This window comes from Shimia sp. R11_0 (assembly GCF_017744035.1).
Taxonomy (GTDB): domain Bacteria; phylum Pseudomonadota; class Alphaproteobacteria; order Rhodobacterales; family Rhodobacteraceae; genus Shimia; species Shimia marina.
On record NZ_JAGHQY010000001.1, the window covers coordinates 551175 to 575955 of the forward strand.

Annotated in this window: 24 protein-coding genes; 14 read left to right on the forward strand and 10 right to left on the reverse strand. The window is 57.8% G+C overall.

Features of this window, described 5'->3' with window-relative positions:
- The first annotated feature begins 36 nt into the window (after positions 1-36).
- The 7 genes from J7382_RS02495 to J7382_RS02525 are packed head-to-tail and all read left to right on the forward strand — an operon-like array spanning position 37 to position 6518.
- On the forward strand, positions 37-1242 hold the full coding sequence (locus J7382_RS02495; RefSeq protein WP_209066879.1) for a glycosyltransferase: 1206 nt from the start codon (positions 37-39) through the stop codon (positions 1240-1242).
- Positions 1239-2486, forward strand: a complete 1248-nt coding sequence (locus J7382_RS02500) for a glycosyltransferase (protein WP_209066880.1) — start codon at positions 1239-1241, stop codon at positions 2484-2486. The genes J7382_RS02495 and J7382_RS02500 overlap by 4 nt, the downstream gene beginning before the upstream one ends.
- 4 nt (positions 2487-2490) lie before the next feature.
- Positions 2491-3573, forward strand: coding sequence for a glycosyltransferase family 4 protein (locus J7382_RS02505; protein WP_348539993.1), 1083 nt, complete (start codon positions 2491-2493; stop codon positions 3571-3573).
- Positions 3570-4157 carry a histidine phosphatase family protein gene (locus tag J7382_RS02510; protein ID WP_209066881.1) on the forward strand — a complete coding sequence of 196 codons (588 nt, stop codon included), beginning with the start codon at positions 3570-3572 and terminating at the stop codon, positions 4155-4157. The genes J7382_RS02505 and J7382_RS02510 overlap by 4 nt, the downstream gene beginning before the upstream one ends.
- Entirely contained in the window at positions 4154-5296 is a 1143-nt protein-coding gene (locus tag J7382_RS02515; protein WP_209066882.1) for a glycosyltransferase, read from the forward strand. Before J7382_RS02510 ends, J7382_RS02515 begins: the two co-directional genes overlap by 4 nt.
- Positions 5293-6045, forward strand: coding sequence for a polysaccharide deacetylase (locus tag J7382_RS02520; RefSeq protein WP_209066883.1), 753 nt, complete (start codon positions 5293-5295; stop codon positions 6043-6045). The genes J7382_RS02515 and J7382_RS02520 overlap by 4 nt, the downstream gene beginning before the upstream one ends.
- Positions 6042-6518: a class I SAM-dependent methyltransferase gene (locus tag J7382_RS02525; protein WP_209066884.1), complete on the forward strand. Its 477-nt coding sequence runs from the start codon at positions 6042-6044 to the stop codon at positions 6516-6518. Before J7382_RS02520 ends, J7382_RS02525 begins: the two co-directional genes overlap by 4 nt.
- Before the next feature lie 32 nt (positions 6519-6550).
- On the opposite strand, the gene J7382_RS02530 is transcribed toward J7382_RS02525, so the two are convergent.
- From J7382_RS02530 to J7382_RS02540, 3 genes are all read right to left on the reverse strand, one after another.
- Positions 6551-8206 (reverse strand): U32 family peptidase, encoded by a 1656-nt coding sequence (locus tag J7382_RS02530; RefSeq protein WP_209066885.1) that lies wholly within the window; start codon positions 8204-8206, stop codon positions 6551-6553.
- Positions 8207-8327: 121 nt separating this feature from the next.
- Positions 8328-9074, reverse strand: a complete 747-nt coding sequence (locus tag J7382_RS02535; RefSeq protein WP_209066886.1) for a sulfite exporter TauE/SafE family protein — start codon at positions 9072-9074, stop codon at positions 8328-8330.
- A 40-nt stretch (positions 9075-9114) separates the two neighbouring features.
- Positions 9115-9909: a TIGR03084 family metal-binding protein gene (locus tag J7382_RS02540; RefSeq protein ID WP_209066888.1), complete on the reverse strand. Its 795-nt coding sequence runs from the start codon at positions 9907-9909 to the stop codon at positions 9115-9117.
- Positions 9910-10098: 189 nt separating this feature from the next.
- On the opposite strand from J7382_RS02540, the gene J7382_RS02545 reads away from it, so the two are divergent.
- The 5 genes from J7382_RS02545 (at position 10099) to J7382_RS02565 (ending at position 15716) form a co-directional block, all read left to right on the forward strand.
- On the forward strand, positions 10099-10890 hold the full coding sequence (locus tag J7382_RS02545) for a PaaX family transcriptional regulator C-terminal domain-containing protein (RefSeq protein WP_209066889.1): 792 nt from the start codon (positions 10099-10101) through the stop codon (positions 10888-10890).
- Between the two features lie 124 nt (positions 10891-11014).
- Positions 11015-12145, forward strand: a complete 1131-nt coding sequence (locus J7382_RS02550) for an ABC transporter permease (RefSeq protein WP_209066891.1) — start codon at positions 11015-11017, stop codon at positions 12143-12145.
- Positions 12146-12147: 2 nt separating this feature from the next.
- Positions 12148-12939 carry an ATP-binding cassette domain-containing protein gene (locus tag J7382_RS02555; RefSeq protein ID WP_209066892.1) on the forward strand — a complete coding sequence of 264 codons (792 nt, stop codon included), beginning with the start codon at positions 12148-12150 and terminating at the stop codon, positions 12937-12939.
- A gap of 3 nt (positions 12940-12942) precedes the next feature.
- Positions 12943-15057 (forward strand): MlaD family protein, encoded by a 2115-nt coding sequence (locus tag J7382_RS02560; RefSeq protein WP_209066894.1) that lies wholly within the window; start codon positions 12943-12945, stop codon positions 15055-15057.
- 8 nt (positions 15058-15065) lie between these two features.
- A complete protein-coding gene (locus tag J7382_RS02565; protein WP_209066896.1) occupies positions 15066-15716 on the forward strand; it encodes an ABC-type transport auxiliary lipoprotein family protein in 651 nt (216 codons plus the stop codon).
- A 43-nt stretch (positions 15717-15759) separates the two neighbouring features.
- On the opposite strand, the gene J7382_RS02570 is transcribed toward J7382_RS02565, so the two are convergent.
- Positions 15760-16377: a LysE family translocator gene (locus J7382_RS02570; RefSeq protein WP_209066898.1), complete on the reverse strand. Its 618-nt coding sequence runs from the start codon at positions 16375-16377 to the stop codon at positions 15760-15762.
- A 136-nt stretch (positions 16378-16513) separates the two neighbouring features.
- Between J7382_RS02570 and J7382_RS02575 the strand changes: the two genes are divergently transcribed.
- A complete protein-coding gene (locus tag J7382_RS02575) occupies positions 16514-16939 on the forward strand; it encodes an Lrp/AsnC family transcriptional regulator (protein ID WP_247744781.1) in 426 nt (141 codons plus the stop codon).
- A 67-nt stretch (positions 16940-17006) separates the two neighbouring features.
- Here the strand turns inward: J7382_RS02575 and leuB are convergent, their stop codons facing one another.
- The 3 genes from leuB to J7382_RS02590 form a co-directional block, all read right to left on the reverse strand.
- On the reverse strand, positions 17007-18110 hold the full coding sequence (gene leuB, locus J7382_RS02580; RefSeq protein ID WP_209066900.1) for a 3-isopropylmalate dehydrogenase: 1104 nt from the start codon (positions 18108-18110) through the stop codon (positions 17007-17009).
- A gap of 91 nt (positions 18111-18201) precedes the next feature.
- The gene (locus tag J7382_RS02585) at positions 18202-19173 is read right to left on the reverse strand and encodes an endonuclease/exonuclease/phosphatase family protein (protein WP_247744782.1); all 972 of its coding nucleotides are present in this window, start codon (positions 19171-19173) and stop codon (positions 18202-18204) included.
- 50 nt (positions 19174-19223) lie between these two features.
- A complete protein-coding gene (locus tag J7382_RS02590) occupies positions 19224-20069 on the reverse strand; it encodes a hypothetical protein (protein ID WP_209066902.1) in 846 nt (281 codons plus the stop codon).
- A gap of 430 nt (positions 20070-20499) precedes the next feature.
- On the opposite strand from J7382_RS02590, the gene J7382_RS02595 reads away from it, so the two are divergent.
- Positions 20500-21714: a hypothetical protein gene (locus J7382_RS02595; protein ID WP_209066904.1), complete on the forward strand. Its 1215-nt coding sequence runs from the start codon at positions 20500-20502 to the stop codon at positions 21712-21714.
- 160 nt (positions 21715-21874) lie between these two features.
- Here J7382_RS02595 and leuD read toward each other — a convergent pair whose 3' ends face one another.
- The 3 genes from leuD to leuC form a co-directional block, all read right to left on the reverse strand.
- Positions 21875-22480 (reverse strand): 3-isopropylmalate dehydratase small subunit, encoded by a 606-nt coding sequence (gene leuD, locus J7382_RS02600; protein WP_209066906.1) that lies wholly within the window; start codon positions 22478-22480, stop codon positions 21875-21877.
- A gap of 129 nt (positions 22481-22609) precedes the next feature.
- Positions 22610-23347 (reverse strand): DUF3800 domain-containing protein, encoded by a 738-nt coding sequence (locus tag J7382_RS02605; RefSeq protein WP_209066908.1) that lies wholly within the window; start codon positions 23345-23347, stop codon positions 22610-22612.
- Positions 23348-24757, reverse strand: a complete 1410-nt coding sequence (gene leuC / locus J7382_RS02610; RefSeq protein WP_209066910.1) for a 3-isopropylmalate dehydratase large subunit — start codon at positions 24755-24757, stop codon at positions 23348-23350.
- Positions 24758-24781: the final 24 nt, after the last annotated feature.

Genomic DNA, 24781 nt, shown 5'->3' on the forward strand with positions numbered 1-24781 from the left:
TGAATTGAGGCGCAGAAATTGTCAGAGCTCACTTCTATGACAACAGAGCGATTGGCCAGCGGCTCTCCGCGGGTGCTTTTATACAGCCATGACACTTATGGCTTGGGGCACTTGCGTCGTTCCAGAGCGCTGGCAACGGCGATCACACAGGCCAACAGCAATATTTCCGCACTGATCCTGACAGGATCACCCGTTGCGGGGCGGTTCCCATTTCCAGATAATGTGGACCATATCCGCCTGCCCGGCGTGACGAAGACGCCCGATGGCAATTATGAGAGTGAACGTCTTGGTTTGCACATTGATGAAACCACCGCATTGCGCGCTGGATTGATCAAGGCCGCGGTAGAGCATTTCGACCCTGATATGCTGATTGTGGATAAGGAGCCGACCGGATTTCGCGGGGAGCTTCTGCCCGCTTTGGAATGGCTGAAGCTGAAACGTAAGGCGCATCTGGTGCTTGGGTTGCGCGATGTTTTGGATGAGCCAGAAGTCTTGGCGGAGGAATGGGATCGCAAAGGCGCGCGCGAGGCGGCAGAGCGCTATTACGACGAAACCTGGGTGTATGGGCTGCGGTCGATTTATGACCCGACCGCCGGACTGGACCTGTCTGAGAGCTTCCGCTCAAAAATGAAATTCACAGGCTATTTGCATCGTGAGGCGCTGAGCGAAGGCGAAACCCCCGAGCAGCCCTATGTGCTGGTCACTCCGGGTGGCGGCGGCGACGGCGCGGGCATGGTGGATCTGGTGCTGTCTGCCTATGAGCAGGATCCGGACCTCTCGCCACGGGCGCTTTTGGTGTATGGGCCATTTCTGTCTGTGGATTTGCGGGCGCAGTTTGAAGCACGGGTGGCCAAGTTGAACGGGCGCGTGCAAGCGGTTGGATTTGACAGCCGCATGGAGACCCTGATGAAGGGCGCGATGGGGATCGTTTCCATGGGGGGGTACAACACGTTCTGTGAAGTGCTGTCCTTTGACAAACCTGTGGTGATTGTCCCGCGGACCCGTCCGCGTATGGAGCAACACATTCGCGCCAGCCGTGCAGAAGATCTTGGTCTGGTGCGCATGCTGGATGAAACGCGGGATGGGTTTACCGCAGAGGCGATGATTGCTGCGATCCGTGCCTTGCCTGATCAACCCAAGCCGAGCCACGCCTTTGTGCCGGGTTTGTTGAGTGGGCTGGATGTGGTCTCGGAGCGGACGCTGGCGATGTTGGGATACACGAAATCACAAGGCGCGGTATGACGACGCAACGACCAAAGGTAGCGGTGGTGGTCAAAGGGTGGCCACGCCTGTCTGAAACCTTCATTGCACAGGAGTTGGTGGCGCTGGAAGAGACCGGGTATGATCTGGATCTCTGGTCGCTGCGCTTTCCCACCGATAAGAAGCGCCACCCGCTGCACGAGCGGTTGAAAGCGCCGGTATTTTACCTGCCAGAGTACCTCCATCAGGAGCCTCTGAGGGTGTTGCGGGGGATGCTAAGTGCGGCGGCAAAGCCCGGCTTTTGGCGGGCTGCTGCGGTCTGGCTGAAGGATTTGAAGCGGGACAAGACCCGCAATCGTGTGCGCCGTTTTGGTCAGGCCTGTGTGCTGGCGCGGGAATTGGGCGACGATATTGATCTGCTCTATGCGCATTTCCTGCACACGCCCGCCTCTGTAACGCGTTATGCGGCGATTATGCGTCAGATGCCCTGGTCTGTTTCGGCCCATGCCAAAGATATCTGGACCTCTCCTGAGTGGGAGAAGCGTGAAAAGCTTCAGAAAGACACTTTTGGCGCAGCCTTTCTGGCCACCTGTACCGGCGTGGGTGCACGTCATCTGGCGGAGCTTGCCGATCGGGCAGATCGGGTGGAGCTGATTTATCATGGCTTGGATTTGACACGGTTTCCCAACCCACCAGAGGTACAGCCAACGGACGGGCCGATGCGTTTCCTGTCGGTGGGACGTCTGGTGGAAAAGAAAGGGTTTGATCGGCTGATCGCGGCGCTAGCCCTTTTGCCGGCGGAGCTGGATTGGCACTGGGAGCATATTGGCGGCGGCGGGTCCGGCAAGGCGCTTGAGGCGGAAGCCGCGCGTTTGGGCATTGCGGAGCGGATCACCTGGCGTGGGGCCTGTGATCAACCGGAAGTCATCGCGGCCATGCGGGCGTCAGATGTGTTTGTTCTGCCCAGTCGTATTGCCGAGGATGGCGATCGTGATGGGTTGCCCAATGTGCTGATGGAAGCTGCAAGTCAAAAACTGTGTCTGTTGTCGACACCGGTCTCTGCCATTCCTGAGTTCATCACCGATGGGGAACATGGTGTCCTGAGCGATGATGCGCCAGAGGCTTTGGCCGCCGCGATGCTGCGTTTGGCGCAGGATGGGGCCTTGCGTGCAGAGCTTGCCGAGGCGGCCTATGCGCGCCTGACCGCCTCCTTCTTGATGCAGCCGGGGATTGTGCAGCTTGATCAGCGCTTGCAGTCGGCGATGACTGCGGATCAGGAGACGTAAGGACGTGGCGCGGATTGCCTTTTACGCGCCGCTGAAATCGCCGCATCACCCGGTGCCTTCGGGAGAGCGCCAGATCGCCCGCAATATGCTTCAGGTGCTCCGCCATGAGGGGCATGACCCTGTTTTGGCATCTGAGCTGCGCAGCTTTGACAAGCGCGGGGATCTGGCACTGCAGGCGCGCCTGTTTTCAGAGGCTGAGGCGGACGTGGCGCGGTTGATCACACAGGGGCAGCGTGCGGGGTGGAACGCATGGGTGACCTATCACAGCTACTACAAGGCACCCGATCTGCTGGGGCCTGCAGTGAGTGCGGCTTTGGGTATCCCCTATTTGCTGATCGAAGCGACACGGGCCAGCAAGCGGCTTGGGGGCCCTTGGGATTGGTTTGAGCGCCGTGCAGCAGCGGCAATTGATGCCGCAGATGCGGTATTTCATTTTACCGAGCGGGATGCCGTGGCCCTGCGCGAACAGGGACGCGTGGACCAACGGCTTGTGGCCTTGCCGCCGTTTCTGGCGATGGAGGCTTTGCCCGCGCCTGCTGCAGCCTGCGCGTCGGTGATTTTGGTCGCTGGCATGATGCGCGCGGGAGACAAGCTTTCCTCTTATCGCATTGTGGCGGAGGCTTTGGCGCGGATGCCTGAAGGGGATTGGCAGGTTGAGATCGCCGGGGATGGGCCGATGCGGGCAGAGGTGGAAGCGCTTTTGGCACCGTTTGGCGCGCGGGTGCGGTTTCTGGGGCAGTTGGATGCCGCCGGGATGGCGCAGGCCTATGCGCGGGCGCGCGTGTTTTTGTGGCCGGGTGTAAATGAGGCGTTTGGCATGGTCTATCTGGAAGCGCAGGCCCATGGGGTGCCTGTGGTGGCCGAAGATCGTCCTGGTGTGAATGAAGTGGTGGATCCGCAAGGCTTGCGACCCATCGGGAAGCCAGCGGAACTGGCTGCGGAAATGACACATGTGTTGAGTGATGCGCGCTACCACCATCAGCGTGCAGCGCGCGCGCGGGACAGGGTCGCGGCGCAGCATCTGCTGCCTGCTGCGCGAGAGACGCTGTGGGGTGTGCTGGCCCCCATGTTGGAGGAAACACAATGATCCGATTTGCGATGATGCGTCATGGGCATACGGCGTGGAACCGGGCCCATCGGATACAGGGACGGACGGACATTCCGCTGGACGATCAGGCGCGGGCAGACCTGTCTGCTTTTGCCTTGCCGCAGGAATGGAAAGAGGCGGATCTCTATGCCACGCCGTTGAGTCGGGCCCGAGAGACAGCGCAGATTGTGGCCGGACGGCAGGCGCAGGTGGTGGATGCGCTGATCGAAATGGATTGGGGTCGTTGGGAAGGCCAAAAAGGATTGGATCTGAAGGCGGATCCCAAAAGCGGTTTTCGCGACATTGAGCAGTGGGGATGGGGCTATCGCCCGCCCGGTGGAGAAAGCGCCGCAGAGGTTTGGGATCGGGTGGCCCCATGGCTGTTTGGGTTGAAGCGCGACAGCCTTGCCGTATGTCATATCGGGACAATGCGGATGGTGCTGGCCAAGGCCTATGGCTGGGATTTTGACGGGCCTGCGCCTTTCGCTGTGAAACGCAATCGACTTTTTGTGGTGGAACTTCAGGGAGATGAGATTAGAGTGGCGGACCCATCCATCATCCGACTGGAAAGGCGCGACGCATGAAGGTTTTGATCGCTGTCACCCATTTGCTTGGCACAGGGCATCTTTCGCGGGCACTGACATTGGCGCGGGCGTTTGTGCGGGCGGGTCACGATGTCGTGGTTGTGTCTGGCGGGCGGCCCGCGCCGCATCTGGAGGCAGAGGGGGTGGCGCTTGTACAATTGCCGCCTTTGGCCTCCGATGGTGTCGATTTTACCAAATTGCTGACAGACCTTGGGGTGGAGGCAGACGAGGCATATCTGACTGCGCGGCGGCAAAAACTCGCCGCGGCTGTGCAGCAGATGCAGCCAGATGTGGTCATTACAGAGCTTTTCCCTTTTGGGCGGCGCAGCCTCGCAGCTGAGTTTGAGGTTTTATTGCAGACAGCGCAGGGGCTGACACCTGCACCTCTGATCCTGTCATCTGTACGGGATATTCTGGCACCACCGAGTAAAGCCAGCAAGGCGGCAGCGGCGCGGGATCGGTTGAAGGCCTATTATGATGCGGTTCTGGTGCATGCGGACCCCGCGCTCACGCGGCTTGAAATGAGCTGGCCTGTGACAAATGATATTGCAGATTTATTGCAATATACCGGCTATGTGGCACCCTCGGCTCCGGAGGTTGAAACCGAAGGCGTCGGTGCCGGAGAGATCTTGGTGAGCGCGGGTGGTGGGTCCGTTGGCGATGCGCTTTTTGCCTGTGCCATTGCGGCGGCCAAGCGCAGCCCTTTGCGTTGGCGTCTGCTGGTGGGGGGGGCAGATCGAGAGGCGCGGATTGCAGCACTCAAGGCGCAGGCGGATGACCCCAGCATCACAATTGAAGCGGTGCGGCCAGACTTTCGCCAGATGCTGCATCGGGTGACAGCCTCCGTGAGCATGTGTGGGTACAACACCGCACTGGATGTGCTGCAAACGGGCGTGCCTGCGGTTTTTGTGCCGTTTGATGATGGTGGAGAAGTGGAGCAGACGTTAAGGGCGCGCGCGCTGGCTGCGCAACCCGGAATTGAAGTTGTCAGCGCGGCGGATCTGACGCCGCGAAGCCTTCTTGCCGAACTTAAGCGTGTGATCAGCAGCGGGCGGCGCAGCGCATCGGGGTTGCAGATGGCTGGTGCGCAGGAAAGCGTTGCCATCGTGGAGCGGATGTTGGCGGAGCGCCGCGCGTGAAGGTCGATTGGCATCCGCTGCGCAGGGAACTGACGCTCTGGCGCACGGAGGGGCGTGAATTGCCGTTTTGGTGGCGTGATGATGATGCGGTGGCTCCAACCGAAGCGCTGGAACAGCTTGCGGCGTTGAGTGCGGCGGTGGCGATGCCTGTCCATCTGGCGATTGTGCCCAAACATGCAACTGAAGCGCTGGCTAAAGGGTTGTCGCCGCAGTTTGTGCCGGTGGTGCATGGGTGGAGCCACATCAGCCATAGCCCGGATGGGGTCAAAAACGCAGAATTTGGTGCAGGGCGCGAGGCGGCTGCGGTGGCAGATCTGAAAGCCGCCTACAGGCGTATGACCACGTTATTTGGCGCACGGCTTGCGCCGATGTTTGTGCCACCGTGGAACCGTATGGACGACGCGTTATTTACGCATTTGGCACCCTCAGGCTTTGATGCAGTGTCAGCATACAACGCCCGGACATCCCCTGAGGCCGCACCCGGTGTTGCGCAGATCAACACGCATCTGGATCCTATTTTCTGGCGTGGTACCAGAGGTTTGGTTGATCCAGAGGTGTTGGTTTCACAGATTGTGACCTTGCTGAAAGAGCGTCGGGGCATGATCACAGACAATCAAGAACCCTTGGGATACCTGACGCATCATCTTGTGCATGACGCGGATATCTGGGAGTTTTCACGACAGTTTTTGCAGGAAATGGGCGGAGGGCCGGTGCGGCTTTATCGCCATGATGAGAAAGGCATTTCATGAGCCGTTTGAACAGTATGATGCGTCGCCTTGCGGCTCAGGCCGAGGGATTGGAATGGGGGCGTGATCTGGTGGCTGATCTTGAGGGGGATTTCCTCGATATGGGATTGGGCAATGGGCGCACCTATGACCATATTCGCGAAATTGCGCCAGATCGTCGGATCTGGGTGATCGACCGCGCGCTGAATTGTCATCATTCCTGTGTGCCGCCAGAAGAGGATTTCCTGCAAGGCGAAGCTGAGGACATGCTGCGCAAGATGGCGCAGGATGGCACAAGGGTGGCGCTTGGCCACTATGATTTCGGGTTTGGTGATAAAGCCAAGGATGTGGCGGAGGCTGCGCGCCTTTCGGCTTTGATCCGGGACATCATGTTGCCCGGTGGCGTGTTGGTTTCAGGTCAGCCTTTGGAAGGTTTTGAGCAGGTGCGCGGCCCAACCACCGTCGCGCCAGAGCGCTATTACTTCTACAGAACATAAATAAGCCCGGTCAGAGGTGACCGGGCTTTGTTTTACTCCGCTGCGGGCAGTTTTAGCTCTGTTGCCTCTGCGCGGCTGAGCATGGAGCCCATCTTGCGCTCCTTGAGAACCTCGCGCGCTTTGGCATACATCGGGTCTTCCCAGAAGATCAGGCAACCGTTGCAGCCTTTGCCACAGCAGCCTTCTGTGCCTTTGCGGTTGGTCTTGAAACGCTTGGTATTTGTGTCTGCCTCAATCGCTTCCACCAGCGCGTCACGCCGACGTTTGTAGGCGGTTTCATTGGTGGTGTCTTTCACCTCCATCGCCAAGGCGGTTTTGTCGAGCTGAAGACGTTTCCATTGTTCCTCTGTCAGCGCCCGTTCTTTGCGCAGCACGGTCATTGCGGGGAAGTTGCTGCGCAGGTCGTTGATGTCCTCTTGGGCAAACAGGGAGAACGGCAGGCGGATCACGGTTTTGGTGGAGCCGTGGATCACGTCTTTCTTTTCGCCAGTGGCGGCGATTTCATAGTCATAGGCCCGCAGCAGAATGGTGTTGCGCGCGATGGGGGAGACAATTTCGATCACGTCGCCGGGTTCAAGCTTGTTCTTCACCTCCACATGGAAGGCGTCATCCACCACTTCGGTGACAAATCCGGCATATTCCCAATGGGCAATCGCCTGTGTTTGTTCATAGCCGTGGGCGAGGTTGGTCAGGCGGCCTTTGTGGAAGGCAAGTGTGTAGCCGCGGTTGCCCACGGTTTCCAGCTCCCCCATGTAATCAGAAGCGTCCCAGTTTTCCGGATCCGCGTAGTAATCATCAATCGCCATGCGGTAGGCGCGGGCGACGATGGCAGCATAATATTCAGACTTTCCGCGTCCCTCCACTTTGAGGCTGTCCACGCCGATGCGCAGGTAATCATCCAGCTTGGGCAGCAGGCAGAGGTCTTTGGAGTTGAGGATATAACTGCCACGCTCATCTTCCTGAATGGGGAGGAACTCGCCGGGGCGCACACCTTCTTCGAGCAGGAATTCAAACATGTGGATGTTGTCTTCATCTACAATCAATTCCTGCACGGTGCCGTCTTTGAGACGCATGTGGAACTTGTAGTTCCAGCGGCAGGAATTGGCGCAGTTGCCTTGGTTGGCCCCGCGCTCTGCCATGAAGTTACTGAGCAGGCAGCGCCCGGAATAGGTCATGCACATGGCGCCATGGACAAAGGCTTCGAGCTTGATGTCTGGGCATTTCTCGCGAATCTCTTCCAGTTCCGGGAAGCTGACTTCGCGGGCGAGAACCACAAGGTCCGCGCCCTGCGCCTGCCAGAACTGGGTGGTCAGCCAACTGGCGATATTGGCCTGCGTGGAGACATGCAGCGGGATTTCCGGCGCACGTTCGCGCACATATTGGAACACACCGGGGTCAGAGATGATGAGCCCATCCGGGTTCACCTTGCGCACGGTGTCGATGTATTCATCGAGCTTGGGGATATCTTTGTTATGGCTGAACAAATTCAGCGTCAGATAGGCGCGGCGACCGTGTTCGTGACAGAACTTCACGCCCTCGATCACATCCTCAAGCGAGAACTCGGATTTGGTCCGCAGGCTCATGTCGGGCGTGCCGAGATAGACGGCGTCTGCCCCATAGAGGACCGCCATCTTGAGTTTGCGGAGGTTGCCGGCTGGCATCAATAGTTCGGATCTGTGTTGGGTCATCGCGCGCGCTTTCCTGATCAGGGGGGCGTCATACACCGATCCCCGGTTTTGGGCAAATGGGGATAGAGCGGCGCATCTGCAATACGTCGGTATTGCGTCTGTATTCCAGCGGTGTGGATTTTCAGAAGGTTGCGGCTATTCCGCCCCAGAGCAGCCGCAGCGCAATCAGGATCAGGAGCCCATTGAGCACCCGGTGAAACCCGTGATCAGACAGGCGGCCCAGCACATGTTTGCCCACCCAGGTGCCCGCCGCCCCACAGAGGATCAGCGCAGCAATAAATGGCGCCCATGGTGCATAGGCAAAGCCAAGCGCGCCAAACATTGCCACTTTGAGGCCATGCTGCACAGTCATCAGAGCGGCATGGGTGGCCACATGGGTGTGGCGGTCCAGTTGCATTGTCTTCACATAAGCCGCCACAAAAGGACCCGTTGCGCCAAAGAACATCGACAGAAAGCTGGAAAATGCCCCCGCGCCAATGGGCCAGCGCCCGATCCATGCTGGGGTTTTGCCCAGCACCACCCACAATAAGAACAGTCCGATCCCTGCCTGCACCATGGCGGGCGAGAGGCTGACTGCAATGCTGCCCCCAAGTGCCACGCCCAGAAGCGCGCCAATTGTGAATGCAGGTAAGGCCCCGCGCAGGATGTGGCGCTGAAACATCGCGGCACGCACGGCATTGGATCCAAGCTGTACCACGCCGTGAACCGGGATCAGCGCCGCCGGGGGCAAAAGCACCGCCGCCACAGCCAAAAAGATTGCCCCGCCGCCAATACCCAGAGCGGCGGTCATCAAAGAGGTGGCAAAGCTGGTGCCCAACAGGAGCAATGCGGAGGTTTGTGGGAGGTCAGGTGGCAGGAGATCAAGCATGGGGCCACTATGCGGAGCAGATGCCGATGATCAAGTCGGGCTAAGTCTTTTTGTATCGGCTGCCCGGCGCTGGAGGTGTCTCGGGCGGGCCGGCAAAACACTGTGCGTGGGTCATCCATGTGGTGGAGATGGGGCCGGAGGCAACCAGGTTAGTGTCAGAGAAAGCGCGGGTTTGAGTCACCACAGCCGCAAAATCTGCGGCGGAGCCTGTCACGCTGTCGCTGCCTTCTTCGCCAAACGTCCAAATGGCGCCTGATGGGGAGGTCAGTGTAATCCGGGGGAGTGTCTTGGGAACTGGAAGGTTGTGGACCTGATGCGACCAGCCAAAGGTGTTTACGCCAAGGACCACGATATTCTGGATACGGTCGGTATCAGCACGGGATTGGCCAAGTAGATCGAAGATTTCAAATCCATGCGCCCAGGTCTCCATCTGTCTGGCGGTCATGGAGGAGCGCGCCGACATGGAGGGGCCGACCCAGGGCAAGCGCGCTTTGGGATCCATATCGCGCCACCGCGTGGCCATATCTTGTGCAGAACGGAGCCAGATGTCGCGCAGTTCAGCTCCACGTTCTGGAACCGTGTCGTTTTCAAAGCTGCGTAGAGATCCTGTTTTTTGGAGGGAGGCCATGGCTCCCTTCATACGCGTCATGAAGGCGGTCTCATCAGAAGCCGAAAAATCTGCGACCGTGTTCCAGAAGTGCAGGTGGATCAGAACATCCTCAATGGTCCAGCCTTTGAACTGGGTGATCTGTTGCAGATCGGCGTCTGAGATGTCGGCGATTGCGTCATGCAGCACTTCGGTTTCGGTCAAGAAATCATCTGCTTGGCTGAGCATTATCAGGCTCCCTCTCAAGTTGCTTTGAGTGCGTTATCTGACCGGTCTTCATTTGATGTCACAGATCGGGATCGATGACCGTATCTTTTGCGTAGGATGTGAAAGCAATTGCGAAGCTGCAAGGTATCGACCGAGTAACGCAGCGTGCAATGCTTGTTTGCCCGGCGTCGAATAGCTAGGGTAGCGGTTATGCAACACGTTGATCTGCAAGACGATATCGACACTGTCATTGGCTGCGGTCCGATCAAGGTTTGGTCCGTGGTGGTCACGGTGTTGGGCGATCTTTTGCAGACAGAAGAGACGTGGCTCTCTGGGCCGGTTCTTGATCGCCTTGTTGGCCGTCTGGGGATCAACAATCAGGCTTTGCGCGTGGCATTGCACCGTTTGCGTCGTGATGGATGGGTTGTCACCGAAAAGCGTGGACGCGCGGCAGCGCATAGATTGACCGCGCGGGGCTGGACCGCGACGGAAGCCGCACGTCCGCATATCTACGGAGATGGCGTAAACGGAGCAGACGCGGTGTCTCTTGTGATTGGGGCACCGACGATTGCACAGATTGATTTTGAAGCGGAATTGCCGGACGGTGCGGCGCTTTTGACACCGCGCTCCGCGTTGGTGGCCGGAGCGATGCGCAGCACGGAAGCCTGCTTGGTGAGCCGGTTTGCGCCAGATTTGTTGCCGCCGTGGGTCAGCGATGCTTTGGCACCTCAGGTGATGCGGGCGGAATACGATGAACTGGCAGCGGCGGTCGGACGGGTCCTGTCACATGCGTCGCCGGATGAATTGTGGAGCCGGGTCGCGCTGCGGCTGGCGGTGTTGCACCATTGGCGTCGCCTTAGATTGCGCCATGGCGCCGTTCAGGAATTGGTTCTGCCTGCAGATTGGGAAGGCGCGCGGGCGCGCAGGCTTGTTCAACAGGCGCTAACCCGTTTGGAACGGCCTGACGTTTCGACATTGGAAGCAAGACTGCGTGAGCCCTGAGAGCATTGGCTTTTACCATCCACTACTGTTTGTTAGGTTTTGTATGAAATTTCTGGACCCCCGTAGTTGAGAGCAGAATGCGCTTTGCCCTTCCCCTTTTTCTGGCACCTAGGTTGTGACGCGCATGGGCGTGGATGAACCGCATCTTGAGCTGCGCGATGATGCCGCTGTGAAGGTGGTGCAGCTGTCCGGTGATTTGGTGACAGCGCATCTTGGCTCTTTGGAGCAGAGCTTCGCGCAGGCACAGGCTCTGACGGGGGCTGTTCGGATTGAGCTGGAGGGATTGACCGGGATTGACACTGGCGGCGCCTGGATGGTGTCGCGGCTGCGCAAACGGGTTGCGCAAGCCGGGGGAGAGGTGACGCTTTCTGGTGGTGCGCCTGACCATATCGCGCTGATTGAGACCGTCACGCAGGCCGCGTTTGAAAGCGAGATGCATGAGGTGGTGGCGCTTGGCCGCTGGGCATGGGTCGAGCAATTGGGCAAGACAGCCGTGTCAGGATATCGCGCGGCGCTTTCTCTGATCAGTTTTCTGGGGCAGGTGCTTGCCGGAATCGCGGGGGCCCTGATGCAGCCACACAAGCTGCGCTGGGCTTCGCTGGTGACACATATGCAAGACGTTGGTTTTAGCGCGGTGCCGATTGTGGCCCTGATGGGGTTTCTGATTGGTGTGGTGCTTGGCTTTCAGGGGGCCAGCCAGCTGCAACAGTTTGGGGCCGAAGTTTTTGTCGTGGAGCTGATCTCGATTTCGGTTTTGCGCGAACTGGGCATTCTGTTGACAGCGATCATTGTGGCGGGGCGGTCTGGATCGGCGTTTACGGCCTCTGTTGGATCCATGAAGGTGCAGCAGGAAATTGATGCGATGCAGACCCTCGGACTGGATCCGATCAAAGTGCTCGTCGTTCCGCGTGTTCTGGCGCTTCTGGTGATGTTGCCGCTCTTGGGGTTTGTCGCCAATCTTTTTGGGTTGTTTGGCGGGGCCTTGATGAGCTGGGTCAGCCTTGATGTCAGCCCGGGCATGTTCATCACGCGCCTGCATGAAAACACGGATGTGAAGCATTTGATTGTGGGCATGGTCAAAGCGCCGTTTTTTGCGCTTGTGATCGGGGTTGTCGCCTGCTGGCAGGCGTTTCAGGTGCAGGGCAGCTCCACCTCTGTGGGGCGGCGCACCACATCGAGTGTGGTGCAGGGCATTTTTCTTGTGATTGCGCTGGACGCTTTGTTTTCGATTTTCTTTGCCGAGCTGGGGGTGTGAGCATGGTGGAGACATCCCAACGGGACGCGGTGATCAAGGTGCGTGGTCTGCGCAATCAGTTTGGCCCGCAGGTGGTGCATGACAATCTGGATCTGGATGTCTGGCGCGGCGAGGTCTTGGGGATCGTTGGTGGATCGGGGACAGGTAAGTCGGTTCTGTTGCGCACGATTGTTGGCCTCAATCAGCCCGCTGCTGGCAGCATTGAAGTGCTGGGTACGAATGTTCTGACGGCCCCAGAGGACGAGCGGCGACAGGTGGAGACCCGCTGGGGCGTGGCCTTTCAGGATGGGGCGTTGTTTTCTGCGCTGACGGTGCTGCAAAATGTCATGGCCCCGATGCGGGAGCACCTGAAGCTGTCCACCAACCTGATGAAAGAGCTGGGGGGCCTCAAAATCAGTCTTGTTGGTCTGCCGCATCTTGCCTGTGATAAGCTGCCCAGTGAGCTGTCAGGGGGGATGCGCAAGCGTGCCGCGCTGGCGCGGGCTTTGGCCTTGGATCCGCAGATTGTGTTTTTGGATGAGCCGACGGCCGGGCTCGATCCCATTGGGGCGGCGGCCTACGATGATTTGATTGGTGAATTGCAACGCGCTTTGGGCATTACGGTTTTCATGGTGACACATGATCTGGACAGTCTGTATGCCATTTGTGATCGTATTGCAGTGCTTGCTGAAAAACGGGTTCTGGTGGAAGGTCCGATAGAAACCATGACAGATGTCGATCATCCCTGGGTGCAGGAATATTTCACTGGCCCAAGGGCGCGGGCCGCGCAGGTCAAGAAAAGCGGGAGCCAATAAGTCATGGAGACACGGGCCAATTACCTGTTGATCGGGATCTTTGCGCTGGTCGGGTTGATCGGATCCTTCGGTTTTGTGCTGTGGTTGGCCAAAATCGATCTGGAGCGGCAATACGCCTATTATGATGTGCTCTTTGACAATGTGAGTGGATTGGGGACCGCTGGCGCGGTGCGCTACAACGGTCTGCCCGTTGGGCAGGTGGTGATGCTGGAGCTGGATGACGCGGATCCTTCGAAGGTGCGGGTGCGCATCGAGGTGGCTGCGGATACGCCGGTGAAGACCGATACGATTGCCAAGCTGCAGGGGCAGGGGGTGACCGGGGTGAGCTTTGTGGCTTTGTCCGGCGGTTCAGCCACGGCGCAGGCTTTGCCGGAACTCGGGGAGATCACCACGGAAAAAAGCGCGCTGCAATCGGTGGTCGAAGGCGCGCCGGAGTTGATGGAGAAGGCGATTGGCCTTCTGGAAAACATTCAAGGTGTTGTCAGTGAAGAGAATACCGCTGCGGTGAATGAGTTGCTTGGCAATCTTGCCAGCGCTTCAGGCCGGTTGGACCGGACGCTGGCGGAATTTGAAGAACTCTCCGATGATGTGGGCAGCGCGGCGCGGGAGATTGCCGCCTTTACCGGGCGCTTAGAGCAGCTTTCAGATACGGCGGAAGTCACCTTGCAGGAGGCCACATCTGCGCTGGGGTCCATCAAGGAGGCCGCCGAGCGGACAGAGGGCACCTTGACCAATGCGGAAAGCGCCTTTGCCACTGCGGACGGGCTGATGCAGCAGGAGTTGAAGGATTTTATCACCCGAGGAGCGGATGCCGCCGCCGCGCTGGAAAATGTGGTGACGGTTCTGGAGCCTTCGGCTCTGTCGGCGATACAATCGGCGCAGGCTTTGATCGAAGAGCGTCTGCCGGCCCTTGTGCAACAGGTGCAGGACACAGCTGAGGTGATTGAGACGCAGGTGGCGCAGGTGGGCACGGATGCCTCTGGCCTCATGGCGCGCTATGAGGATGTGGGCGCGCAGGTGCAGGCGCGGGTGGCGCAGTCGGAGGCGGCGATTGCCTCCTTTGAAACGGCCACCGACGCGGCGACGCAGACCTTGAATGCGGTGCGCACGGCATCTGATACGGCCACGACGCTGATGACGGCGGATCTTCAGCCTCTGGCGACGGAGGCCACAGAGACCCTGAGCAACGTGCGCACGCTGGCGACTACACAGGTGTCTCCACTGGTGGATCAGGCAAATGACACGCTGGTGTCGATTGAAAGCGGTGTGCAGGCTCTGACCGCGCAGGGTGCGGAGATGCTTGAAACGGCTACGGCGCGCCTGGTTGAGGCGCGCGGCACGCTGGCGGAGTTCAATGAAACACTTGAGTTGACCGATGAGATGATGCGCTCATTGGATGCCACCGCAGACAGCGTGACCCTGTTGATCGAAGGGGATGCCACGGAGTTTGTAGCGGATGCGGAGGCGGCCGCAGAAAGCGCGCGTGCGGCGCTGGATGTAATTCGCAGCACGGTGGATGAAAACCTGCCTTCCGTGGTGGCAGACATCAGTGCCGCGGCGCAGTCTGCCAATGATATGATTGGCAACATTGACGCGCTGGCCGTGAGTGCCAAGGGCGATCTGGATGTGCTTTCTGAGCAGGGCAGCGCCACGTTGCTGGCCGCCACAGATACGTTTCAGCGCTCCAATGCGACTTTGGAAGCCATCTACCAAGCAATGGAAACCGCGGATGTCACCCTGTCGACGGCGGGAGAGACCTTCAGCGGCGTGAACCGCATTCTGGATGAGGATGTGGATCAGATCGTCGACGATATTGGTGGCGCGGTGGCGGCGGTGGCCACAGCGGTGGACAGTGTGACCGGTGATATAGAGGTGGCGGCCAGTGACGTGCGCGCGGCCTCGGCCTCGGCCTCCAACCTGATTGGGACGGTGGAAGCGGTGGTCACGCAGAATGAGCGGCAGGTGTCAGAGTTTCTGCGTCTGGGGCTGCCGGAGACCGTGCGTTTCGTTGAAGAGGCGCGGTTCCTCGTGCGCAATCTGGATCGGCTGGTGGAGCGCATCCGCCGGGATCCGGCGCGCTTTCTCTTAGGTACGCAAGGCTCGGAGTTCAGCCGATGATGAGATGGATGTCTTTTGTTATTCTGGCCGGGGCTTTGGCCGTGACTGGGTGCACTGGAATCGGCACGATCAATCGGGCCACGGCCCCGACGGATCTTTATACGCTCACTCCCAAGAGCACCTTTGACAGTAAGCTGCCCCGTTTGAGTCAGCAGATTTCTGTCGAAGAACCAACGGCGTCTTCTGCTGTGAACACAGATCAGGTGGCGGTGCAGCCGACGCCTTATCGGTTTGAATATCTGCCGCGCGTGCGCTGGGTGGATCGGGCACCTGTCATGTTGCAGACGCTGTTGATTGAGAGCTTTGAAAACAGCGATAGGGTCTCTGCTGTTGGGCGCTCTTCTGTGGGGCTGCGTCCAGATTACATGATCGTGACGGACCTGCGCGAATTTCAGGCGCGTCTGCCGAAAGCGGACAGCGAGAGCCAGGCACTTGAGGTGCATGTGATGCTCAACATCAAGATCGTGGATGCCTTTGACGACCATATCATCGGCTCCAAGACGTTTGAGCGGATTGCGAGCTCTCCGAGTGATGACATGGATGATATCGTGCTGGCTTTTGACACGGCGCTTGGCAAAGCGATGCGCCGTGCGGTGGAATGGAGCGTCAAGTCGATCTACAGCCACGGGCGCAAAAATCCGCGGCCATCGATACGGTAGGACGGCCGCGCTGATTTTTAATGAGGCACTTTAGGGCTTGGCTCTATGCCCCAGAAACAAGGTTGAGAGCGAAGGTGATTAAAATCGCACCTGAACCTTGTCGGAACCTTCGATAATGAGTGGGGGTGGCAAAAAAAGCGCGCAGACTGTTGGCAAATGTGGCGTAAAGACTGAGCGACATTATGGAGAGGCCGCAGTATGTGCTGACAAGCAGTGCTGCCTGAGGACCGACTGGTGAGATGGGCTGCATGACCTGTGGGAAAAGCGCGACATAAAATAAAAGCGCTTTGGGGTTTGTGAGAGCCAAAAGCAGGCCTTCTATAAAGAGTTTGCGTGGCATTTGCGCGCTTACATTGTCCTCTCGCAGGTCTGCATCTCTGGGAGCGTACAGCAATTTGAGACCCAGCCAGACGAGATAGGCCACACCTGTGTAATTTAGCAGTGCCCAAAGTGGCGGTGATGACAATACCAATGCGGCAACGCCGTAGGCCGTAATGAAGCCACCGATTGCCAGCCCTAAAGTATTGCCCATGATCGTAGGGATCACTTGCCATCCCCCGAATTGAACGGCGCGGCGCAGTGTGTTCATGTTTGCCGGTCCGGGTGTGACAATGTTTGCCGCAGATACCCAAGCAAATGACATCCATATTTCCCAAGTCATAAGACCCCCTTTTTGTGCAAAGAATAGGGGGGTGAATTGGATCTGTGTCCGTGTTTTGTAAGATAAAGTGCAGTATGGACTTTTGATTTCGTGGATAAGTTGGCGTATGTGTAACAGAATGGAAAATGGCTTAGATATGTTGGATCGTCAAATCCTGAAGGCCTTGCTGCAAGATGCGCGTGTGAGCTGGAAAGAGTTGGCAGAAGAGGCTGGAGTGTCTGCACCAACCGTGCGGGATCGCGTGCGCCGCTTGCAGGACTTGGGTGTTGTTCAGGGGTTCACTGTGGAACTGGCGCCAACTGCTTTAGGGTATACGCTGGAAGCGGTGGTAAGATTTCGCCCCTTGCCTGGTAAACGCCATATTCTGGAGCAAGAAATTCAGCTCACAGAGCGGATTGTACAGTGTGATAAGGTGACCGGAGAGGACGGGTTTGTGGCTCGTATCCTGCTCAAGACCATTGAAGAGCTTGATCCACTGCTGGAGCGCTTTAGCCGTATGGCGACAACCCACACTTCGGTGGTGAAATCGAGCCCTGTTCGCATGCGTCCGCCGCCTTTTTAAGGGACTCTAGCAACAAAAAAGCACCCTTTGGGAAAAGGGTGCCTTCGGTTGGTATTTGGGGATTGCCTTACAGGCTGGCGTCCAGTGCGGCCAGAAGGGCGTCACCCATCTCGGATGTGGAGACAGGGGTTTCGCCTTCGGATTGCATCAGATCTGCGGTGCGCACGCCATCGGCCAAGACTTTTTCCACTGCCGCTTCCAGACGATCCGCTTCCGCGCCTTCGTTGAAGGAATAGCGCAGCGCCATCGCGAAGGAGAGCACACAGGCACAGGGGTTGGCTTTGCCTTGACCTGCGATGTCGGGCGCGGAACCGTGTACCGGCTCATAAAGCGCTTTCGGGCGGCCATTGGCCATCGGCGCGCCAAGGGAGGCGGAAGGCAGCATGCCCAGAGAGCCGGTCAGCATTGCAGCACAATCAGACAGGATGTCGCCAAACAGGTTGTCGGTGTAGATCACGTCGAACTGCTTGGGCGCGCGCACCAGCTGCATCGCGCCGTTGTCGGCATACATGTGGGAGAGTTCGACTTCCGGGTAGTCTTTGGCCACTTCGTTGACCACTTCACGCCACAGGATGCCGCTTTCCATCACATTGGCTTTTTCCATGGAGCAGAGACGTTTGTCGCGCACCATCGCCAGCTCAAACGCTGCGCGTGCACCGCGCTCAATTTCGCTTTCGGTATAGCGCTGGGTGTTGATGCCCACACGCTCGTTGCCTTCTTCGAAGATGCCGCGTGGCTCGCCGAAGTAGACACCGCCAGTGAGTTCGCGCACGATCATGATGTCGAGGCCGGAGACGATGTCGGTTTTCAGGGAGGAGAAATCCGCCAGCGCGTCAAAGCATTGCGCCGGGCGCAGGTTGGCAAAGAGGTCCATCTCTTTGCGCAGGCGCAGCAGGCCGCGCTCTGGTTTCACAGAAAAATCCAGATCGTCGTATTTTGGGCCGCCCACGGCACCGAGCAGAACCGCGTCCACTTCCTGTGCTTTGGCCATCGTGTCGTCATGCAGCGGCACGCCGTGTTTGTCATAGGCCGCACCGCCCACGAGGTCTTCGCTCACGTCAAATTTCAGGCCGCGTTTGTCGCCAAACCAGCCGATAATACGCTGCACTTCGGTCATGACTTCGGGGCCGATGCCGTCACCGGCGAGGATGAGAAGCGAAGGGTTGCTCATGGGGGTCCGTCCTTGATCAAATTGGTTGGCTACGGGTTAGCGAGTGAGCGGGCAAAGATCAAGAAACAAAGGGGTTTGACGAGGGGCTTCCTCAAAATTGGATGTCCGCCCAAACGATGTGATGACGGCTGGCAATTGTCCCGCTGAAGGACAGGCGCTCTGAGAGCGGTGCGGGGGGCTTGGGCCAGAAAATACCGGCTTTGGACACGGTGACGTCACGACTTGGCAAGAGGTAGTCCACACGCAGATCACCCGGAGTGGGATCCCGCCAATCCACTGTTGGACCGGCGGTGGCGAGGGGGTCTTGCAGGCGCGGATGTGCGAGGAGGGCGTGAATGGCGGCGTGACGGCCTTCGCCATAGATGGGATCGAGGTTTGCGCCTCCCAGCAAGACCAGCGGTGTGTCTGGCAGTGGTCCGAGTTTGCCATCAAGAAATTGCGTCCAGAGCCGGATTTCATCTGCGTTGCGCAGTCCATTGCGATCCTCGGGGCCGTCAAAGACGGGGGGACCGGCTGCGAAAAGCAGGAGCGAGATGGGGCCGCTGGGGGCCGTGACGGTCACAACCCAATGACCGGTGGAGGAGAGCCTCTGGATGTCTTGCGCTTCTTGGGAGGGGAAAGGGGCTCCATTCAGGCTGGGCAATTGAGCGTCAGGCAGTTCTTTCCAGAGCAGTGCGGTGAAGTCCCGTTGCAGGGCAATGGGCCATTTTGATAACAGGGCCATGCCCCCCGCGCCTCGGAATTTGCCGTATCCCTGTGCGTCTGCTGCGCGGTGACGGATGCCATCCCCATTCAGATCCACGCTCGTTGGTAGCCCAGTGTTGGGGGGCAGGGCAAAGAGATGCGGGTATATTATGCCCTGTGTTGCGAAGTGGTCGCGCAGGGCGGTCAGGCCAAGCAAGTCGGCGTCGTAATCGACGCCTTGCAAAAAGAGAATGTCTGGCGCGATGTGGCTGACAACTTGCGTGATGGCCTGCACTTGCGGTGTGCCACGCTGAATGTCGCGCAGCATGAGACCGGGGCCCTTGCGTGACAATTCCACGTCATAGGTGGCGATCCGCAACGTCTGCGCTTGTAGCTGCGTGGCCCCCCAGAAGAGGCCCAGCAGCACAATCAGGCAGTGGAGGAGGCTGGATGCATGCCGCGTGACGCCGCATAAGCGCGACGGCGGTTTTCGTCGATCATTGTGGCGACGCGGGTCATTGCCATGCCGCGCATGATCATGCTGGCTGGAATGAAAGCCCATGCGCTGATTGTCCAGATCATTGTCAAAGGATCAGACAGATAGATTGGATCAATCAGGTCCGACATCATCTGAATGATCGCCGGGATTAAGAATGGCATAAGAAACCCTAACGCAATATTAAGACGGCCATCCCGTTGCAGGCGTGGCAGCACGTCACCGCCAGCCGTCGGATCAAAGAGCGGGAGATTGACCCAGACGTTAAAGGCCCCATTGCGGGCGGGCCACTCGAGAATGCGCACGAAGAAATAAAACACCGCCAAAGTGATCATAGAAATCAGGTAGCTGAGGCCGGAGGCTGTGCGCACTTCGCGGATCAGCTCTGGCGTGGCGTTCTCTGGCAGCATGATCACCATCAGGCGCACAGGTGAATAGGGAAAGTCGATCACATCCCCCACAATGATGCCAAGCGCGTGTAAGAAAGCCGTGAAGGCATTTGGGGCCAGCTCTCCGCGTGCGATCACTGAGAGGGCAAAGACCGTGAAGAAAATCGCCAGAAAGCGCAGGCGGTTGAAGGGTGGCGCGTAGCGAAATTCCAGAATGGAGGGTGCGCTGGTGGCATATTCGATGAAGACGAGGGATGCTGAAAACAGGGCAAACAACAGCATGATCTGAATGGCGTCAGCGCTGACAGAGGGCAGTACCACAGCGGGAAGCGCAAATAACAACGCCACAAGACTTGCACGCGTGCCCGCGCCAATGATTTTGCCTATCACTGCTCTAACCCTTTCAAACCGGATGCCGCGATTATGTGGTCTCTGACGGACCCGCGATCTTGTTCCAACTTGATCCCGCCTTGGGGCGGAGTGCCTCATTTATGCCTTATTGTGGCATTGGTTGTGGCGTGGTCTCAAGGATTTGTTTGGAATTTCACGGAGTTTCCTCGTTGCAGCAGGGAGACTGGTGCGCGATTGCATCAATGAAAGCGTCAAGAAGGTGCATGTTTTTCAGGCTTCTATCGGGTTTTGAGGGCCTATTTGTCTTTCAGCGTAACGCGATTCTATCCGTGAGCCGTGGAAAGTCGCGCGCCACAGTTTTGCCAGAATTTACGTCAAAAGTATTCTGTAATTTGAATGTGTATTGATCTAGGTCAAGGTGTGAGGGCTGAATTTCATATTCATATTTTGGAATGTGAAAGGAAATGCCATGACACAACCCGCATCGCTGCAAGAGCGCCCGCCGTATTCACCTTTGTATTTTTTGGCAACCCTCGGAGCGGGTGGCCTGATGGTGACGTTTTTCATGTTTATGATGTTCTGGGTGCCACATCCAAACCAGCCCGTCCCGATATTTGAAGACATCATGGCCGCCTTTGGTGATGGTCCGCTGGCTTTGAAAGTTGCGATCGTTGTTGCGATGCTGGGCATTGCTGGATTTGCGCTCTTGTTGATCAAATCGTTGATCTGGAACCTGCGCAGCCTGTCAGCTTTCCGGCTGTCCGAAGCCTATGACGCTTTGCGTAGATCCAACGCCGAAACGCAGCTTATGGCCATCCCACTTGCTCTGGCCATGGTGGTGAATGGAGGGTTTATCCTTGGGTTGGTCTTTGTCCCAGGGCTGTGGACTGTGGTGGAGTTCCTCTTCCCCATGGCGATGGTCGCCTTTTTGCTGATCGGAGGATATGGGCTTTTGATCATGCGAGACTTCTTTGGTCGTGTGCTGATCAAGGGGGGATTTGACTGCTCGACAAACAACAGTTTTGCACAGGTCCTTCCGGCTTTTGCATTTGCAATGGTTGGGGTGGGCATGGCCGCTCCGGCTGCGATGAGCTCGGTCGCGCTGACGGTGGGGATTTCTTTTATCCTGTCTAGCTTTTTCATCGTTGTTGCCCTGCTGTTGGCGGTGGCCAATGTGATCCTTGGATTGCGCGCGATGATGGAACATGGGGCGTCAGCCGAATCGGCGCCAACGCTTTTGGTGATTGTGCCGCTGATCACCGTTGTCGCGATCGCCTGGCTGCGTCAGAGTCATGGCCTGCATGTGCATTTTGACGTGCACGGTGGCGCGGGCGAAACGCTGTCGTTGCTGACCACGCTGCTGATGGTGCAGCTTGCCATTCTGGCGCTTGGGCTGACTGTGCTGCGTGGGTTTGGCTATGTTTCCAAATTTGTGACGGGGCCGGGTCTGTCCGCTGGGTCTTATGCGCTGGTTTGTCCCGGGGTTGCCCTCTCGGTGATGCTGCATTTCTGGCTCAACAAAGGGCTTGTGGCGAGCGGTCTCGTGGAGAAGTTTTCTCTGATCTATCTGCTCATTTCTGCGGTGGCCGTTGGGTTGCAGGTGACGATGATCTGGCTGGTTCTGAAACTGAACAGCAAACATATGCGCCGCGAGGGCGCAGAGGCTGTTGTGCCTGCGCAATGATCTCACAGCGGCGCGGCTGACAGTGCGGTGCAGCGCTTAGTTGGCCGGGCAAAGGGGGGCTAGAGATGGTATATAGGAGGCTGCTGTGAGTAGCATATCCCCTCCAAAAGTAAAAACGCGGCGCATCGGGGGCGCCGCGTTTGATTGACTTAAACTTAGGTCAGACCCAAGGGCGCTCTGCGCTGGCCTTGGCTTCATAAGCGTCGATGGAGGTTTCTTTCTCCATGGTCAGGCCAATGTCATCCAAACCGTTCAGCAGGCAGTGCTTTTTGAAGGCGTCCACTTCGAACTTGATCACTTCGCCATCCGAGGTTGTGATCTCTTGGGCTTCCAGATCAACGGTCATGCGCGCGTTGGCACCTTTTTCCGCATCGGCCATCAGGATGTCGACCTGCTCCTGTGGCAGCACGATCGGCAGCATGCCGTTCTTGAAGCTGTTGTTGAAGAAGATGTCGGCAAAAGAGGTGGAGACAATCACCTTGATGCCAAAATCATCCAGCGCCCATGGCGCGTGCTCACGCGAAGAGCCACAGCCGAAGTTGTCACCCGCGATCAGGATCTGAGCCTCGCGATACTGCGCTTTGTTGAGCACAAAATCCGGGATTTCCGTGCCGTCGCGATTGTAGCGCATCTCATCAAACAGGCTCACACCAAAGCCGGTCCGCTGGATCGACTTCAGAAAGCGCTTGGGGATGATCATGTCGGTGTCGATATTCACCAGCGGCATGGGCGCTGCGATACCGGAAAAGGTTTCGAATTTTTTCATGTTTCGGTTCCTTCCGAGCCTGGCTCGTTAACTTTACTTTTTGTGTATACCCCCTATATTGAGGGTAAATGGGCTGGACTTTTTTCGGTCGGCGTGGGGCTACTGGCTTGTCCGGTGGCCCCTCTGCTTTTAGGGGAAGGCCTTAATCCACCACGCCACTTTTTCGGCGATTACGTCATAGGCCCGGTTGGTTTGTTCAGGTTTAAGTTGGTGCAATCCAATGGGGCGCGCAATGAGGTCTGCAAGCTGTAATCCGCTTGAATTTGACTTTTTGTCGCAAAACAGGATTTGCCAATCAAACTGAGTGATCAGATCGCGTTGATTGCTGCGCAAAGGAGGTTGTCCATTGGCAATACGGCGAAACACCAGTTCAAGTTCCGCATCTTCCGGCTTACCCCTCGCCTCGGCAATGACATGCACGGTTTTGCCAATTTGATCGGCATCCCGCAGCATTAGTGCCAGATGCTCCATCACCAACAGCAAAGACAGCTCATATGGTGATTTCGGATCAGGGTATTTCTCCTTCAGTTTCTGCTTGTCTATGACGGCCGTTGCGACATCAAAATCAAACGAACTAATCAGTTCAGTGACTTCATCAAGAAAGGCGTTTCTCAGATTTCGGTCACCACGAAGCGCGACAAAGTCACCGCTCTGACGACGTATGTCGCGCTCGTGGAAAATAATCTGATCATGCCCAAAGTACTTAAACTTCAAGGCTTGCAAGCGTGGCACGAGGTCATCGCAATAATGCGATTTGTTCACGCACACGCAGGCAAGCACAAAGACAGGGAATTCGTCTTTGTCGGCATCCAAAGCAGGAGAGCCGCTTTCATCAAGATAGATGATGAAGTCGCTGAACTCAGCCATTCACGACATCAGCTCGCGAATGTCAGTCAGCTTGCCGGTGATTGCGGCAGCGGCGGCCATGGCTGGGGACACAAGGTGTGTGCGGCCCTTATAGCCCTGACGGCCTTCGAAGTTGCGGTTTGAGGTGGAGGCGCAACGCTCGTTCTCAGACAGCTGATCGGGGTTCATCGCCAGGCACATGGAGCAGCCTGCCAGACGCCATTCAAAGCCCGCCTCACGGAAGATATCCGCCAGACCTTCTTCTTCGGCCTGTGCGCGTACAAGGCCAGAGCCCGGCACGATCATGGCGCGCATGCCTTCCTTGATCTTCTTACCCTTCAGCACTTCGGCGGCGGCACGCATGTCTTCGATGCGACCGTTGGTGCAGGAGCCGATGAAGACGGTGTCGATCTCGATGTCAGTCAGCTTCTGGCCCGGGGTCAGGCCCATATACTCAATGGAGCGACGCGCAGCTTCGACCTTGCCGCCTTCAAAATCTTCTGGCGCAGGCACGACACCAGTGATCGGCAGTACATCTTCCGGGCTGGTGCCCCAGGTCACAACCGGCTGAATGTCTTCGCCCTTCAGGGTCACCACTTTATCAAAATGTGCGCCTTCGTCGGTGTAGAGCGTTTTCCAATACTCCAGCGCCTGCTCCCAAGCACCCGCTTTCGGAGCGTGTGGGCGGCCTTTGCAATAGGCAAAGGTGGTTTCATCTGGGGCGATCAGACCGGCACGGGCACCGCCTTCGATGGCCATGTTACAGACGGTCATGCGGCCTTCCATGGACAGATCGCGGATCGCTTCACCACAATATTCGATGACGTAACCTGTACCGCCACCGGTGCCGGTTTCGCCAATCACCGCCAGTGTGATGTCCTTGGCGGTCACGCCCGGCTTCAGCTTGCCGGTGATCTCCACCTTCATGTTTTTGGATTTTTTCTGGATCAGCGTCTGGGTGGCGAGCACATGCTCCACCTCAGAGGTGCCGATGCCATGCGCCAGCGCGCCAAATGCGCCGTGGGTCGCGGTGTGGCTGTCGCCACAGACCACAGTCATGCCCGGCAGGGTCCAGCCGTTTTCCGGGCCAACGATGTGCACGATGCCCTGACGTACGTCAGACACCGGATAGTAATGCACGCCAAACTCTTTGGCGTTTTTGTCCAGCGCCTCAACCTGAATACGCGACTCTTCGGTCATCTGCGCAGGGTCTTCGCGACCCGCCGTGGTGGGGACGTTATGGTCCGGCACGGCAATGGTTTTTTCTGGCGCACGCACCTTGCGTCCCGCCATGCGCAGGCCTTCAAACGCCTGCGGGCTGGTCACTTCGTGAACAAGGTGACGGTCAATATAAAGCAGGCAGGTGCCATCGTCAGCTTCGTGGGCGACATGGGCATCCCAGATCTTATCATAGAGCGTTTTGGGGGACATTGGTCCTCTCCATTCTGTTTGTAT

What these genes read in the sequence shown, in the direction of transcription:
- J7382_RS02535 (WP_209066886.1), bottom strand. Translation starts at nt 9,074, where the DNA reads ATGCTTGATCTCCTGCCACCTGACCTCCCACAAACCTCCGCATTGCTC.
- J7382_RS02525 (WP_209066884.1), top strand. Translation starts at nt 6,042, where the DNA reads ATGAGCCGTTTGAACAGTATGATGCGTCGCCTTGCGGCTCAGGCCGAG.
- J7382_RS02515 (WP_209066882.1), top strand. Translation starts at nt 4,154, where the DNA reads ATGAAGGTTTTGATCGCTGTCACCCATTTGCTTGGCACAGGGCATCTT.
- J7382_RS02565 (WP_209066896.1), top strand. Translation starts at nt 15,066, where the DNA reads ATGTCTTTTGTTATTCTGGCCGGGGCTTTGGCCGTGACTGGGTGCACT.
- J7382_RS02530 (WP_209066885.1), bottom strand. Translation starts at nt 8,206, where the DNA reads ATGACCCAACACAGATCCGAACTATTGATGCCAGCCGGCAACCTCCGC.
- J7382_RS02540 (WP_209066888.1), bottom strand. Translation starts at nt 9,909, where the DNA reads ATGCTCAGCCAAGCAGATGATTTCTTGACCGAAACCGAAGTGCTGCAT.
- J7382_RS02575 (WP_247744781.1), top strand. Translation starts at nt 16,514, where the DNA reads ATGTTGGATCGTCAAATCCTGAAGGCCTTGCTGCAAGATGCGCGTGTG.
- J7382_RS02495 (WP_209066879.1), top strand. Translation starts at nt 37, where the DNA reads ATGACAACAGAGCGATTGGCCAGCGGCTCTCCGCGGGTGCTTTTATAC.
- J7382_RS02605 (WP_209066908.1), bottom strand. Translation starts at nt 23,347, where the DNA reads ATGGCTGAGTTCAGCGACTTCATCATCTATCTTGATGAAAGCGGCTCT.
- leuD (WP_209066906.1), bottom strand. Translation starts at nt 22,480, where the DNA reads ATGAAAAAATTCGAAACCTTTTCCGGTATCGCAGCGCCCATGCCGCTG.
- J7382_RS02560 (WP_209066894.1), top strand. Translation starts at nt 12,943, where the DNA reads ATGGAGACACGGGCCAATTACCTGTTGATCGGGATCTTTGCGCTGGTC.
- J7382_RS02555 (WP_209066892.1), top strand. Translation starts at nt 12,148, where the DNA reads ATGGTGGAGACATCCCAACGGGACGCGGTGATCAAGGTGCGTGGTCTG.
- leuB (WP_209066900.1), bottom strand. Translation starts at nt 18,110, where the DNA reads ATGAGCAACCCTTCGCTTCTCATCCTCGCCGGTGACGGCATCGGCCCC.
- J7382_RS02510 (WP_209066881.1), top strand. Translation starts at nt 3,570, where the DNA reads ATGATCCGATTTGCGATGATGCGTCATGGGCATACGGCGTGGAACCGG.
- J7382_RS02500 (WP_209066880.1), top strand. Translation starts at nt 1,239, where the DNA reads ATGACGACGCAACGACCAAAGGTAGCGGTGGTGGTCAAAGGGTGGCCA.
- J7382_RS02570 (WP_209066898.1), bottom strand. Translation starts at nt 16,377, where the DNA reads ATGACTTGGGAAATATGGATGTCATTTGCTTGGGTATCTGCGGCAAAC.
- J7382_RS02545 (WP_209066889.1), top strand. Translation starts at nt 10,099, where the DNA reads ATGCAACACGTTGATCTGCAAGACGATATCGACACTGTCATTGGCTGC.
- leuC (WP_209066910.1), bottom strand. Translation starts at nt 24,757, where the DNA reads ATGTCCCCCAAAACGCTCTATGATAAGATCTGGGATGCCCATGTCGCC.
- J7382_RS02550 (WP_209066891.1), top strand. Translation starts at nt 11,015, where the DNA reads ATGGGCGTGGATGAACCGCATCTTGAGCTGCGCGATGATGCCGCTGTG.
- J7382_RS02595 (WP_209066904.1), top strand. Translation starts at nt 20,500, where the DNA reads ATGACACAACCCGCATCGCTGCAAGAGCGCCCGCCGTATTCACCTTTG.